We start from the raw sequence: 12,953 nt of genomic DNA, 5'->3' as shown, positions 1-12,953 counted from the left end.
CTCAATAAAACCCCTCCATCAGTATTAACTCGATAGTATTTTACCCATCCTTCCCCAGTTATTATATATATTCGGTAAAAATGGTATTAATCCTTCAAATGGAGGTGAAGTTATTGTAATAAATGCCCGTTTTTTTAATAAATAAAACATTTTTTTGTGAAAAATAGTCATTTATTGTAAAAATATTATTATACCAATAAAACCCTTCCCATTTTTTAGGAAGAGCTTTAAGGTATCAAGTATGAATGCTTCATGTTATTTGTTCAGTTCGAATACTGTGAGTCTTCGTCAAGAATAAATAGGATAATGAGACTGACCATGCCAGAGGAGTATTCCTGTTTGGTATATTACTGCCTCCTATATATAACTCAGGAACTTCCCAATTTTCTGGAATGATCATTTTCGTTTTATCTATATATTCCTTAACTTTGTTCATCATGCCAAGTTCAAGGTAGCATAATCCCAGCCACGGAAGCCCGAAACACCATTCCGCTTCTTGACCGTCATTGTAATAAAGGTCATTCTCATATCTAATGCAACCTTTTGTTCTTTCTAGGCGCCCTGTGACATTCTTCAATATTTTAAGTGCTATTTCACGGTCTACCAGACGATAAGGATAAATTAAGGATAAAAGGGCTAAATCCGTCTCTTTTGAATAACTTTCCCTTGGAAGCAGGAAACGAAGAGCTTCTTCTCCCTTTTTAATGAGTCCTTCCTTGACGTTGACCAGCATTTTGACTGAATTCAAACCGGCAACACATGCCCCTATGCTTGAAGCATGGATTTCGATATTCTCTTCCCACATCCCGTTATCTTCCGCTTGCCAATATTGCAGGCATTCCAAGTAACTGACCAACTTTTGAACGATCTTTAAATCACGTTGATTTCTTATCACCTTTTTCCCATGCCTATATCCTTCACCGACACCCCATAAAAAGGCACCTATCGCATCATTTTGGGCATGGCCCCACTCATCTGGCAGTTCTTTAAGCTCAGTGGAATATCGTGCATGGATATGTTCAAATAGAAATTGGGGTTTCTGTTCCGTATGAATATCTATCTTCCACTCATAGGATTGAAATAAGTCGAATAAAGCATGATATGCTTTCTCGTAACGATTGGACGGATCATTTATAAAAGGTATTACTGTATAAACGACATCCCTTATCCAGACATAATTATAATCATCGGAAACACTTGCAGTATATGCGCCATTAGGAAGCCGCATGCGATCAAGAACCTCTAGGGCACCATTTACATTCATTAATTGAACACCTCCATAGTTATTTGCTTATTCCCATTGTTGACAGACTCCCATTTTCTAAACGTTGGTTGTTTCATTTTTCAATTAAAAGCGCTTTCAATTCAGCTAGCCATAACGACTTTTTCAGAAGTTCATTCACCACAGTTTATGTAATCACTGCCGTTTTTGATAATCAAGCTTCCAATGTTCAATAAAAAAGCGTCATTTGCCTACCCGTAATGAAGTTGCCGTTATGAAATATGTTCTTTGGAAAATAAAAAACCAGTAATGGCAATCCATTACTGGTTATATCGGCCAATCATTCAAATGTTTAGTAGTTATTAAAAGAATAATCGTATCATCATTGAAAGCATGCCAATCATTACCGTACTCCATAGACTTCTCGTAAACATGGCAACCAGGAAAGCTGGTAAAAGCTGAGGCCAATTTTAAAGCATTACCCTTAATTAAAAAAACCTGTTCCGATAATAGAAGTTCTTGAACCAATGACGCCTCCATTACGGCCACCGTACATGCTTTAGCCAATCTATGCCCTTGGAATCTGCATATTACTAATCTTAGCATCAAATGAACGATTCTAAGTATGAAAGTCACAAATGAAGCCCCAAGGATATACCTGCTTATTTCCATCTGTCAATCACCATCCCCTATCGCTGAAGCTATAACCGTTGCAACTATGACGCCAGTACTGCCAGGAAAGAAGAAACCCTAATGCAACAACGATTAATATGCTGCCAAAAAACGACTGCAAGATCTATAAAAAAGTCTTTTTTACTCAATATTCAAAACTAAGAAGGCCGGTAAACATGGCTGTCAGGGCAGAAACCGCTTTTGCTAGTAACCAATTTATATAGGCTTCAAGATTGTACCAAGCATACTAAAATCAAACCGTTTCCTCTTCTGTGCCGTTGTGGCCGCCAACTCCAAATGTTTCATCCGTTAGTAAGGCTCCAGTTATCAGTTTTTGTTTCAAACCTTGCTGCCTGAATTAAGGAGCTAATGCAGCAATAGATGACGACTGTTAACAAAAATATACGTAAAAATCATGGCCGAGATCGGATGACTTGCGGCCATAATCCATGCCGCCATGAATTGTCCAGACCCTGCATAGAGTAAAAGCGACATTAGTGCCACTTCAATCATACTTAATCATGACTTTCTTTCGCGACCCCTTCAGCAAAACCGATACTTAGGTATACAATCCTTTACTCCTTGCCAAAAGCCTACCCCATCATCGGAAAAGTCATCGTTTTTCCAATCCACCCTTATATTAATAAGTGCCTTTAATTGCTTTTCAGCTTGCCAAGCAGAATTGGCAACTCACTATATATTTCGATGATCTCATCTATAGGCATCCTAACTAAGCCGCTGGAAGAAGGGGCAACGAATTCCATGGATTGATTCGATGAAGGTTCTTCTTGCAGCCCCCAAGAGATTTTTCGTAATTGACGGTATTCCTGATAAACACCCTTGCCTACAAAACAGACAAGTCTAGGTTCATACTTTTCAATTTTCCTTTTTAATTGCTGCCTTCCTATTATGTACTCTTCTTTAGTGATATCTTCCGCTCCTTTTGTAGGCCTGGAAACGATATTGGTAAAACCATAACCTAAATCCAGTAATGACGAGTCTTCGGTTGGAGCATATTTCCTTGGTGTCAGCCCGGACTCGAAGAGGATTTTCCAAAAGCGGTTGTTTGGATTCGCATAATGATGGCCAGTCTCGCCTGAACGGATGCTTGGATTGAAACCTACGAACAAAACATCCAAATTTTCCCTTAAATGATCAGAGATGCCTTTCATTTTAAAACTCCTTTTCAAATTCATATTTAATCATTGTACAAAACTGAAAAATAATTAACTACCTTTTCCGCCATTTTCACAACATATATCCAAAATTCAAACACGTTTCTTGTAGAATGTGGGATGATTGTTTCAAATTAATAACTCTAATATTGATGACAAATGATTCCGCTTTTAAATTACAAGCATTTTTCACGTTCAAAAAGAAACAGCCACCTTATAGATGGCTGCTTCTTCATATATCTTATTGTGCGTGACTAACGCGAACAAAGCTTATTTCACTTAGTGGAATGGTTATGATATCAAGATTGCCTTCATAACCTGGAGAGGTTTCTGTTAATTGACAAATATCATCTGTTACTTCAAATAACACTCCCTCGAATAAATCACTGCTCGTTGCCACTTCGACCGTGTTCCCAATGTAATGTTTTAATTGTACATAAAAAATACTAGCTAACAATGCATTCTCCTCCTTATATAGGCTCTCTAAAAGAATTGATGGAATTGAACGGAACAAATACTACAGTTCCCGCAGCTTCAGTAATTACGATATAATTAGTTTGAATTGAACTCAATATTCCCGTTACCGGGGCAAAATCAGTTGAAACCGTTACCGTTCTTCCTAGTAATGCTGCTAAAGCACCTCTTAAATCAATGAATGGATCTCCTGAAGTGTCAGGTGTTCCTGGTCTTGGTTTACCATTTTCAACAAGCCATTTATAGTAGAGATAGTCGTAACTATTCTTTTTACATGGCTTCTCACTTTGCTTCTCACTTTGATTCTCACTTTGCTTCTCACTTTGCTTCTCAGTGCTCATTATTTTACCACCTTTATATTGTCTATTTTATTACCTTCGTCATGGTTCTCTTCTTTTTTCCTTCATCCCCATGCTCTCATTTCTTTACCTTCTCCTTTTTGAAACGGTCCCCCCTTCTTATCTTTCATGCAGCACTGAACTCGTTGTCGATCGATAATGTGAATCCTGGTATGGTTCAAACCGAAAATGAATTTTCGACCTTGCTAATATTTTTGCCTTGATTCGATTTCCCCTGAATTCATTGATCCACCAGATACATTTGATTCCTTTGAGGATCTTGACAATTTGCTGCTGCTTCTATATCGCTTCAAAAGTAGTATATTGATGACTGATGTTTTCGGCTTGGACTAATCAACCTTTTTTTAAATTACTTTACTTTTTTTTGAAGGTTTTACGAAATCATGTCCATTTCTCTAATGAATGAATATGATACGGTTGAGGTGATAACTATGACGAACAAACAAAAAAAGGATTACATAGGCATTGTAATCCCTTCATGTCACAAAAAGTCTGCATTAAAAGCAGAACGTATGGAACAAGCAAAATCCCCTTTTTTCAATTGTTCACTTCCTATTAATAAAGGTTTTTCTGAAGCGGACGATACTAATTGTTGTGCATCAATAAATGAGCCAGGTTCCCACATTAAATTGTTACTTTCACCATTAAATTCAAATAAAATTCATCATCATACAGTTACTGGATCTGATGAATTTTCCCAAAGAGGTAAGGCATCATGAAATCAATAAGAGTCCTGATGGTGTTAGATACAATGGATGTAAGCGGAACGGAAACGCATGTATTGAGTCTTGTGAAGGAATTACAGTCTAAAGGAATATATACAGCAGTTGTTACTGGAAAAGGCAGTATGATTAGCCGGTTACGAGAAACGGGATGTAAAGTTCACCAAATGAATTTCCCTAAAACATTGACGATTAACTCGAATGAGGAATCTCCATTATTGAATAGCTTGGTAGAATTGTTACGAAAAGAACAGATTACACTAGTGCACGGGCACCAAATTATATCCGGCTACCTCTCTGCAAAGGCAGCTAAGCTCTACAATATTCCCTTCGTCTTCACCCTGCATGGGACATACTTCCAGAAATCGGATATAAAAAGTGTGTTACAGTTTACAGATGCTGCGGTTGCAGTTAGTGAACCGGTAAAAGAACATATTCAGCCATTTTTCCCTAAGAATATTTCAGTCATTGCAAATGGAATTGATACAGCCGATTTTTCCCCTTCCCCTTCTTTGGAATTAAGAAAAAAAATGAATATTCCCTTGAATGCAAAAGTAATTCTTTACTGCAGCAGGATAACTCGGCATAAAGCAAAAATCTGCATGCTTTTAATCAAAGCTTGCAGGGATTTAAAATTAAAGGATATCCCCAACCTTCATGTAATCATCATCGGTAACGGCAGCCAGCTCAAGGACATTAAGAATGTGGCTGCGAGCATCCAATCTTTATATAAAGAAGAGTTCATTCATTTCACTGGGGAACAAAAGAATGTGAGAGACTATTATGCACTTGCAGACTATGTTGTAGGTACGGGCAGGGTTGCTTTGGAGGCTATGGCATGTGAAAGACCCGTTATTTCATGTGGAAATCTAGGGTATTTTGGGGAAGTGAATAAGAAAAACTTTCAACAAGCCTGGGAATGCTACTTTGGGGATCACGCTGCAAAACAGACTTGCAGCCAAGCCATTCTTTATCGGGACTTACGCAACCTTCATCAATCAAACGCCGGGGTTCAAACAGGCAGGGATTTAAGGAAATTGGTATTGAAACAATTCGATAGTAAAAAAAATATATTACCGCTAATTGAATTATATGAAAGTACAATTCAATCATTTGAACAGCAGCAGGCCATAAATTAATGGTTCTGCTGCTATTCAATCTCTCACGATGGCCATCTTTATTATAAGGGTTCTATTGATTCTTTATTAGGGGAATAAACTACATAGATATTAGAGGCATAGATCTCTCGATTAATAACAGCCAATAAATGATTCTAGAAAATGAATGAATCTATTAAATAGAGTTTAGAACCTTATTAAAATTTAAAGGCGCTCCCATTTGTCAAATGGTTTAACTCGTAGGTATTTATGTACCTACGAGTTTTTATGTTACGTATCGCAAATTTGATTCTATCAAACTCGGGGTTCAGGAAACATTCTGCCGTTGTTCGATATGATCATGTTTTCTCGCATTGGACATCTTATTGATGGTAAGAAGTATTCCAGAAAGCCATATAATCACGATGCTTGTATAAATATATATGTGTGCTTCAATCGGAATCCATGTAGCTAATAATGTTCGTACATTAATCAAGATAATGAAACCACCGACTAAAACACCCATTAATTGAGCAGGAAGCATCCGGACTAACCAGGCTGCAATTGGTGCAGCAACCACCCCGCCAATTATCAACGCTACGACCCAAAGCCAATTGACTGCTTCCCATCCAAGCGAAATGATAAAACCAAGACTTCCGAAGAAAGCAATGGCAAATTCACTCGTATCTACAGTCCCTACGGCTTTTCTCGCTGTCATTCCTTTTTTTGACAATAAAACAGGCGTTGCAATAGGTCCCCAACCGCCTCCGCCTGTTGCATCACAAAAGCCTGCAAAAAGGCCTAACGGAATGGATTGTTTTGCGGTCAATGGCCTTACGGTTTCATTGTCCTTTGACGGTTTAAAAATAAATAAAAAGCGGAATAAAACGTATACACCAAGGCCAAATAAAAATATGGCAATATACGGTTTAGCTAATTCGGCTGGCAGGTTGCTCAGGAAACATGCACCTACAAATGCACCAACAGAACCTGGAATGATCAAGCGATAGACCATATTTTTATCCACGTTCCCAAACTTTATATGTGAAGCTCCGGAAACTGCTGTGGTCACTACTTCCGATAAATGTACGGATGCTGATGCTACTGCAGGGGCAATCCCGAATGTCAACAATAAGGAAGTGGAACTCACTCCATACCCCATTCCAAGCGAACCATCGATTAATTGGGCTAAAAACCCGATAAAGGCTAAAACGATTAACTTTTTCATGACATTCCCCTTTTTCAACTAAAATAGAACCTAGATAACATCGACCACCGTTTGCCTGTATAGATCATTTTGATCTTTAAGACACAAAGAGGCACCTAACCAAAATGAAATAACATGTTGGTTAGGTGCCTTCAGTTTTTCTGATCAGCCCATGATTTTTTTATTCAGCTTCTACTGGCATAAGCCTAGCTAAGAAACGATATCTTTCTTTTAGGGAATATTTATAAATATCCTCTATTGAATCTTTCAATAACTTAGATTTTTCTTCTTTTGAAAAGGAACCACTTTTAATGATCATCCTTGCTTCGAAAAGGAATTCAAGATAATCTTCATAAGATTCATCATATACTTTACCTAGGTCATTCCGAATTTTTTTTGCGAGAGTTGGACTTGCTCCATTGGTAGAAACACTAATGGAAAGCATGCCTCTATTCAATGTGGCCGGTATATGAAAGTTACCCAGCTCATGATTGCTGATTACGTTCACCAGCTGACTTTGTGATGCATTCTCGTACACTCGTTCATTAACTTCCGTAGAATTCGTTGCAACAATGATTAAAAACGCATCTTTATAGTCAGTCTCTTCCACTTCTTTAAGTAAGACTCGAATCTTACCTTCTTTCTCCAACAGTTGAAAATCCGGGCATATCTCGGGGCTTACGACGGTCACTTCGGCACCAGCTTCCAATAAGGGGCCCGCTTTAAAGTAACCTATTTTACCACCGCCGATGATGACACACTTTCTGTTCTCAATATTAAGCGTAATTGGATACATAGGCTCCCTCCCCACTCACTTCTTGAATTCGTTCCGATATTGCTTGTTCGATCTTTGGATGATAACCTAGATATCGGCAAAGTATGATTTTTTGCTTCCCCTTTTTTTGGAGCTTTTTTATACTATTTTCAATCGACTGCATTAAGAGACCGGTAAACAATAAGTAAGGAATGATAAATACTTGGTTTGATCGAGATTCCCCTGCTAATTCCAATGCTTCTCCAAAGCTTGGAGTGGCAGCTGTCAAATAACATTCTTGCACTCGGATTTTAGGAAACCTGTTCCTTAGCAAATCGGCCAATCGAGACAAATCCCTTTTCACATCGGGATCACTGCTGCCCCTTCCAACCAATAAAACCAAGGAATCCTCCGTAACCCTTACATTTGTTTCCTCCAACCGTTCCACTAAAATGTCAACCATTTTATCACTGACACCAATCGGTCTTCCATATTTCAATTCAACGGCAGGGTACCGTTCTTTCATTTTGTTCAATATGACTGGAATATCATGTTTTGCATGTACAGCCGTTAGCAATAGAACTGGAATGGCAATGATTCTCGTCGCACCTTTTTGTACGCATCGGTCGTAGGCCTCTTCTATCGTAGGAGTTTCCAATTCCAGGAAGCAATACTCCTGAATGGAATTTGGCTGTGCTTGCATACAAACTTTAATAAAATCAATGGCTTGGGCTGAAGCTTCTTTAACGCGGCTTCCATGGCAAATATATAATATGGCTTCCATTAAAAGGCCTCATTCGCCAACATATTTTCGGTTTGTTTTCCTTCAAACCATTTGATTTTTTCCCGTAAATTAACGACATCGCCCACGACTATCATGCAAGGATTGGAAATCTGTTCGTTATTGGCGGTTTCCACTACATTAGCCAACGTACTGACAGCTGTTCTTTGCGTTTTTAATGTCCCCCAATGGATAAGGGCTACCGGAGTTTCTGGATTTTTTCCATGCTCCAAAAGTTTCCCTTGAATATAGGGCAGGTTTTTAACACCCATGTAAATGGCTAATGTATCGATTCCTTTTGCAAGGGATTCCCATTTGATATTATCCTCTTCATCCTTTTTCCGATGGCCGGTAACAATTGCAAAAGATGAAGCGTGGTCCCTGTGTGTAACTGGGATTCCCGCATAAGCTGTAGCGGCGATTCCAGCCGTAATTCCTGGAACGATTTCAAAGCTCACGCCACTTTTGGCAAGGGCTTCCGCTTCCTCCCCGCCTCTCCCAAAGACGAATGGATCTCCGCCTTTCAAACGGGTGACCACTTTTCCCTTTTTTGCATATTTGACCAGGAACCGATTGATGGTATCCTGCTGCAATAAATGATAATCCGGCAGTTTACCACAATTAATCAGCTCTACACCATCTTTTGCATGATTCAAAAGTTCTTTATTGACAAGTCGATCATATAAAATGACATCAGCTTCTTGAATGCATTTTAATCCTTTTAATGTAATTAAATCTGGATCTCCGGGACCGGCTCCTACTAGATATACTTTCCCCATTTATGCATCCTGCCTTCCCTTAGAGAATCGTTTCGAATTCCGATAAAACGAAACCTGCTCCATTTTTAATTTTCCTTTTTTCATATAATGAGATGTCATCCACTTCAGGCATTTTCAAAAAATGTTTTTCCAGCTCGATATCAACAAGGTCAAACGCCTTTTCATCCGAATCGGCAACAATGATGACATGGATTGGTTTTTCCTTGATAGTGACTTCGAAACGGTATAGATTCATGGATTGCTTACCTTCCCCTATTAAACGGCCACTTCCGTTAATATATCATCTAGCTTACTTTGTAACTGGGATATCCCTACCCTTTCCACAAAATCAAGAAAGGTTTCGGATAGAAGTTTTGTTTGTTTGAAAAATAGGATCAGTTCTTTCAGAACATGATAGAGCTGTTCAGCTTCCACTTTCCCTTTAAGTTTTTCATTGAACTTACCGCCTTCATTCAGCGTTCCCCCGACGTATATCTCAAAAGCTTCGACCATCTTTTTGTCCTGGTTTTTCATTTTTATGCCTTGCAGTCCAATTTCGGCGATGGCCCTTTGACCACAATTATTCGGACAGCCCACCATATGCATCCTTACAGGAACATCGAGATCTATTTCCTTGTCCAATGATTCAGAAATGGTCCTCATTCGTTCTTTTGTTTCAACGAGTGCCAGGTTGCAATACTCGATGCCTGTACAAGAAACGGAATAACCAATGAATTTTTTTGGGTGGTATGGAAACCTTTCAAAGATGGATTCCTGTTTTAATTCCTCAAGTTTTGCATCCGGCACATTTGGAATGATAAGATTTTGAGAATTACAGTTGCGGATTTCACCATTTCCATATTTCTTCGCAAGTTCGGCAAACTCAATCACTTCGTCTGGATTTAGTCGACCAACTGGTATATTGACTCCAACATAGTTCAGACCATCTTGTTTTTGTTTATGGATGCCGTAGAAATAACCTGCATTCCATTCCTTCACCGCACTTTCACCCTTTTCAGGAAGCGGACCGGTGTACTCCAGCAATTTTTCCTTGAATTGTTCAGGACCCCAATCAGCTACAAGGAATTTCAAACGCGAGCGATGACGTTTTTCACGGTACCCAAAGTCACGGAATATCGTCGTGATGGCGGCCGCTACTTCGACTGTTTTTTCAGGTAAAATGAATAAGTCAAGTTCTTCTGCCAGCATCGGAACGGAGGATAGTCCACCGCCTACTTTTACGTGAAAACCAACTTCCGTTACTCCATCAATTACTTTAGTAGCCGGATTGAATGAAACACAGTTGATTTCAGCATTTGAAGCATTATGGATATTAGCACTTATGGACATTTTATATTTCCTCGGAAGGTTTGAATAGTCTTCGTTAAGACGGAAATACTCAAATACATCATAAAGTACCTCGCGTGTATCAAAAAGTTCGTCAGGATCGATGCCTGCCAATGCATTACCGATGATATTACGTGTGATATCACCACATGCACCGGCCGTAGTCATTCCGACTTTTTCCAAACGGTTTAATATATCCGGGACTTGTTCGATGGTCAGCCAGTGGAATTGAACGGCTTGACGGGTTGTAATGTCATATACACCCCTCCCATAATCTTTAGCGATGTTAGCAAGAGTTATCTGTTGATCATAGGTCAGGATACCTCCGGGAATAACGACACGCATCATCCAGTAACCTGCTTCTTTTGGCCGTTGCAGGTATAGACCTGCCCACTTGAACATATCCCAATTCTCTTTAGGGATGGAATCAAAACCATTTACAGCGTAATGTGGAATATCATCGAATATCTTCAATCCATCTTTTTCCAATTTCCAGATTTCCGTTTTATTTTTAGCGATTAGTGGATTTTCCGACCAAAATTTCTCGTAAACCATTGCATTTCCTCCTTGATTAGATCGCTTTCTTTGCTGTCAAATAGCCGATTACCTGTTCAACGCACTCTTCAATGCTGTATTGGTCGGATTCTAAAGTGATTTCCGGTTGTTCAGGTTCTTCGTATGGAGAGTCGATTCCGGTAAAATCTTTAATGATTCCTTTACGCGCCTTGTCATAAAGACCTTTTGGATCACGCACTTCGCACTCTTCGATCGGACACTTTATGTATACTTCAATAAACTCCCCTTCATCGAGTAAATCACGTACAATCTGCCGATCTGCCCTGAAAGGTGATATGAAGGCGGTCAATACGAACTGCCCACTATCCACGAATAACTTGGAAACCTCACCGATTCGTCTAATATTCTCGGTTCGATCTTCTTCAGAAAAACCTAAATCTTTATTTAATCCGTGGCGGATATTATCACCATCCAAAACATAACTTCGAATATTCCGATTATATAACTCTTTAGCGACCGCGTTCGCAATCGTTGATTTTCCGGAGCCCGAGAGACCAGTGAACCAAAGAACTGTGCTTTCATGGCCGTTTTGCTTCCGGCGGAGCTCCTTGGTCAATGACGTTTCATGCCAAGTGACATTCGTACTTTTACTCATTAATAATCCCCCTCTTCATGTGGTCCTTCAATTTATGTCCGATCAGTTATAAACTTCATTCTTTTTTAGACCTTCGATCAATACCTCGATGACTTCTTTACGGCTAAAGGTAGCTGGAGGAATTTCTCCGTTACGCAGCATTTCCCTTACTTTCGTTCCAGACAGGATGACATGGTCTTCCTTGCCATGAGGACAAGTTTTAGCGGAAGCCATATTGCCACATTCTTTACAATAAAAACTATGTTCAAAGAATAATAGCGTGATCCCTAACTCATCTGCGTTGAAATTCCCAAAGATTTTTTGAGCATCATATGTGCCATAATAATCGCCCACACCCGCATGATCACGTCCGACGATAAAATGGGTGCAACCATAATTTTTACGGACCATGGCATGGAAAATGGCTTCTCTAGGTCCTGCATAACGCATGGCAGCAGGGAAAACTGCAAGGGAGACGCGATCCTTAGGATAATATTTTTCAAGCAGCACTTTATAGCTTTCCATTCTTACATCTGCCGGAATGTCATCTGACTTAGTGGCACCTACGAGAGGATTTAAGAATAAGCCGTCGACAATCTCCAATGCTGTCTTTTGAATGTATTCATGTGCACGGTGAACAGGGTTCCTCGTTTGGAAGCCGACAACCGTTTCCCAGCCCTTTTCAGCAAAAGCTTTTCTTGTCTCGACCGGGTCCAAATAATTAGCTTGAAACTGCGGACGCTCTATTCTCTTGATCAACTTTATTTCCCCGCCGGCATATACATCACCGCGGTTATATAAATTTTTCACTCCTGGATGCTTCTCATCATCCGTTTGATAAACTAATGTCGCTTCCAATTGCTTATCTGGTGTGTATATATCGGAAACGGAGAGAACCCCGTATGTTTCACCTTCATGAGTCAACGTTACTTCTTCACCTATAGTAAGGGTTTCGGCAGTTTCTTCGGTCAAAGGCAGCGTAATCGGGATGCTCCATACATGACCGCTGCTAAGCCTCATATCCTTGACCACTGTCTCATAGTCACTTTTTGTAAAGAATCCTTTAATTGGACTGTAGGCACCAGTGCCTATCAATTCAAGATCACTTAAAGCAATTTCATCGATTTCGATTGACTTTGTTATTTTACTAATATCATAATTTGGTTCCCAAAGATCGATTAGTGTTCCTCCGTGCGGTAAACTGATTGTCATGCTAATTTCCCCCTATGGTTTCT

16 protein-coding genes are annotated in these 12,953 nt (G+C 39.5%); 2 read left to right on the top strand and 14 right to left on the bottom strand.

All coding sequences use genetic code 11. The features are described 5' to 3' along the window. Window positions 1-250 precede the first annotated feature (250 nt). The 6 genes from LQ188_RS02270 to LQ188_RS02250 all read right to left on the bottom strand — a co-directional run bounded on the left by LQ188_RS02270 (window position 251) and on the right by LQ188_RS02250 (window position 3,884). Window positions 251-1,264 (bottom strand): glycoside hydrolase family 15 protein, encoded by a 1,014-nt coding sequence (locus LQ188_RS02270; protein WP_101225374.1) that lies wholly within the window; start codon window positions 1,262-1,264, stop codon window positions 251-253. Window positions 1,265-1,549: 285 nt separating this feature from the next. Further along, window positions 1,550-1,894, bottom strand: coding sequence for a hypothetical protein (locus LQ188_RS02265; protein ID WP_230175908.1), 345 nt, complete (start codon window positions 1,892-1,894; stop codon window positions 1,550-1,552). Window positions 1,895-2,260: 366 nt separating this feature from the next. Beyond that, complete coding sequence (locus LQ188_RS26925; RefSeq protein WP_363320533.1) at window positions 2,261-2,407, bottom strand: AzlC family ABC transporter permease; 147 nt, start codon at window positions 2,405-2,407, stop codon at window positions 2,261-2,263. A gap of 140 nt (window positions 2,408-2,547) precedes the next feature. Next, window positions 2,548-3,066, bottom strand: coding sequence for a mismatch-specific DNA-glycosylase (locus tag LQ188_RS02260; RefSeq protein WP_230175907.1), 519 nt, complete (start codon window positions 3,064-3,066; stop codon window positions 2,548-2,550). Window positions 3,067-3,310: 244 nt separating this feature from the next. Further along, a complete protein-coding gene (locus LQ188_RS02255) occupies window positions 3,311-3,526 on the bottom strand; it encodes a hypothetical protein (protein WP_101225378.1) in 216 nt (71 codons plus the stop codon). Between the two features lie 13 nt (window positions 3,527-3,539). Beyond that, a complete protein-coding gene (locus LQ188_RS02250) occupies window positions 3,540-3,884 on the bottom strand; it encodes a DUF2642 domain-containing protein (protein ID WP_101225379.1) in 345 nt (114 codons plus the stop codon). 449 nt (window positions 3,885-4,333) lie between these two features. Here LQ188_RS02250 and LQ188_RS02245 point away from each other — a divergent pair, with 449 nt between their 5' ends. Next, window positions 4,334-4,621, top strand: coding sequence for a hypothetical protein (locus tag LQ188_RS02245; RefSeq protein ID WP_157831144.1), 288 nt, complete (start codon window positions 4,334-4,336; stop codon window positions 4,619-4,621). Continuing rightward, window positions 4,618-5,763, top strand: a complete 1,146-nt coding sequence (locus LQ188_RS02240; RefSeq protein ID WP_101225381.1) for a glycosyltransferase — start codon at window positions 4,618-4,620, stop codon at window positions 5,761-5,763. The genes LQ188_RS02245 and LQ188_RS02240 overlap by 4 nt, the downstream gene beginning before the upstream one ends. 286 nt (window positions 5,764-6,049) lie before the next feature. On the opposite strand, the gene LQ188_RS02235 is transcribed toward LQ188_RS02240, so the two are convergent. The 8 genes from LQ188_RS02235 to sat form a co-directional block, all read right to left on the bottom strand. Beyond that, on the bottom strand, window positions 6,050-6,949 hold the full coding sequence (locus LQ188_RS02235) for a sulfite exporter TauE/SafE family protein (RefSeq protein WP_230175906.1): 900 nt from the start codon (window positions 6,947-6,949) through the stop codon (window positions 6,050-6,052). 160 nt (window positions 6,950-7,109) lie between these two features. Continuing rightward, the gene (locus LQ188_RS02230) at window positions 7,110-7,724 is read right to left on the bottom strand and encodes an NAD(P)-binding protein (RefSeq protein WP_101225383.1); all 615 of its coding nucleotides are present in this window, start codon (window positions 7,722-7,724) and stop codon (window positions 7,110-7,112) included. Beyond that, a complete protein-coding gene (locus LQ188_RS02225) occupies window positions 7,705-8,466 on the bottom strand; it encodes a sirohydrochlorin chelatase (RefSeq protein WP_101225384.1) in 762 nt (253 codons plus the stop codon). Before LQ188_RS02225 ends, LQ188_RS02230 begins: the two co-directional genes overlap by 20 nt. Beyond that, window positions 8,466-9,242: a uroporphyrinogen-III C-methyltransferase gene (cobA, locus tag LQ188_RS02220; RefSeq protein WP_101225385.1), complete on the bottom strand. Its 777-nt coding sequence runs from the start codon at window positions 9,240-9,242 to the stop codon at window positions 8,466-8,468. The genes LQ188_RS02225 and cobA overlap by 1 nt, the downstream gene beginning before the upstream one ends. A gap of 19 nt (window positions 9,243-9,261) precedes the next feature. Further along, entirely contained in the window at window positions 9,262-9,477 is a 216-nt protein-coding gene (locus tag LQ188_RS02215) for a DUF3906 family protein (protein WP_101225386.1), read from the bottom strand. Between the two features lie 20 nt (window positions 9,478-9,497). Next, on the bottom strand, window positions 9,498-11,123 hold the full coding sequence (locus tag LQ188_RS02210) for a nitrite/sulfite reductase (protein WP_230175905.1): 1,626 nt from the start codon (window positions 11,121-11,123) through the stop codon (window positions 9,498-9,500). A gap of 16 nt (window positions 11,124-11,139) precedes the next feature. After that, window positions 11,140-11,739: an adenylyl-sulfate kinase gene (gene cysC / locus LQ188_RS02205; RefSeq protein WP_230175904.1), complete on the bottom strand. Its 600-nt coding sequence runs from the start codon at window positions 11,737-11,739 to the stop codon at window positions 11,140-11,142. Window positions 11,740-11,781: 42 nt separating this feature from the next. Continuing rightward, window positions 11,782-12,930 carry a sulfate adenylyltransferase gene (gene sat, locus LQ188_RS02200; RefSeq protein WP_101225389.1) on the bottom strand — a complete coding sequence of 383 codons (1,149 nt, stop codon included), beginning with the start codon at window positions 12,928-12,930 and terminating at the stop codon, window positions 11,782-11,784. Window positions 12,931-12,953: the final 23 nt, after the last annotated feature.

The organism is Peribacillus sp. Bi134, assembly GCF_918698065.1.
Lineage (GTDB): Bacteria > Bacillota > Bacilli > Bacillales > DSM-1321 > Peribacillus.
The sequence above is the reverse complement of the archived record's forward strand: the minus strand, read 5'-3'. Positions and strand labels throughout refer to the sequence as shown.

What these genes read in the sequence shown, in the direction of transcription:
- LQ188_RS02270 (WP_101225374.1), bottom strand. Translation starts at nt 1,264, where the DNA reads ATGAATGTAAATGGTGCCCTAGAGGTTCTTGATCGCATGCGGCTTCCT.
- LQ188_RS02265 (WP_230175908.1), bottom strand. Translation starts at nt 1,894, where the DNA reads ATGGAAATAAGCAGGTATATCCTTGGGGCTTCATTTGTGACTTTCATA.
- LQ188_RS26925 (WP_363320533.1), bottom strand. Translation starts at nt 2,407, where the DNA reads ATGATTGAAGTGGCACTAATGTCGCTTTTACTCTATGCAGGGTCTGGA.
- LQ188_RS02260 (WP_230175907.1), bottom strand. Translation starts at nt 3,066, where the DNA reads ATGAAAGGCATCTCTGATCATTTAAGGGAAAATTTGGATGTTTTGTTC.
- LQ188_RS02250 (WP_101225379.1), bottom strand. Translation starts at nt 3,884, where the DNA reads ATGAGCACTGAGAAGCAAAGTGAGAAGCAAAGTGAGAATCAAAGTGAG.
- LQ188_RS02245 (WP_157831144.1), top strand. Translation starts at nt 4,334, where the DNA reads ATGACGAACAAACAAAAAAAGGATTACATAGGCATTGTAATCCCTTCA.
- LQ188_RS02240 (WP_101225381.1), top strand. Translation starts at nt 4,618, where the DNA reads ATGAAATCAATAAGAGTCCTGATGGTGTTAGATACAATGGATGTAAGC.
- LQ188_RS02235 (WP_230175906.1), bottom strand. Translation starts at nt 6,949, where the DNA reads ATGAAAAAGTTAATCGTTTTAGCCTTTATCGGGTTTTTAGCCCAATTA.
- LQ188_RS02230 (WP_101225383.1), bottom strand. Translation starts at nt 7,724, where the DNA reads ATGTATCCAATTACGCTTAATATTGAGAACAGAAAGTGTGTCATCATC.
- LQ188_RS02225 (WP_101225384.1), bottom strand. Translation starts at nt 8,466, where the DNA reads ATGGAAGCCATATTATATATTTGCCATGGAAGCCGCGTTAAAGAAGCT.
- cobA (WP_101225385.1), bottom strand. Translation starts at nt 9,242, where the DNA reads ATGGGGAAAGTATATCTAGTAGGAGCCGGTCCCGGAGATCCAGATTTA.
- LQ188_RS02215 (WP_101225386.1), bottom strand. Translation starts at nt 9,477, where the DNA reads ATGAATCTATACCGTTTCGAAGTCACTATCAAGGAAAAACCAATCCAT.
- LQ188_RS02210 (WP_230175905.1), bottom strand. Translation starts at nt 11,123, where the DNA reads ATGGTTTACGAGAAATTTTGGTCGGAAAATCCACTAATCGCTAAAAAT.
- cysC (WP_230175904.1), bottom strand. Translation starts at nt 11,739, where the DNA reads ATGAGTAAAAGTACGAATGTCACTTGGCATGAAACGTCATTGACCAAG.
- sat (WP_101225389.1), bottom strand. Translation starts at nt 12,930, where the DNA reads ATGACAATCAGTTTACCGCACGGAGGAACACTAATCGATCTTTGGGAA.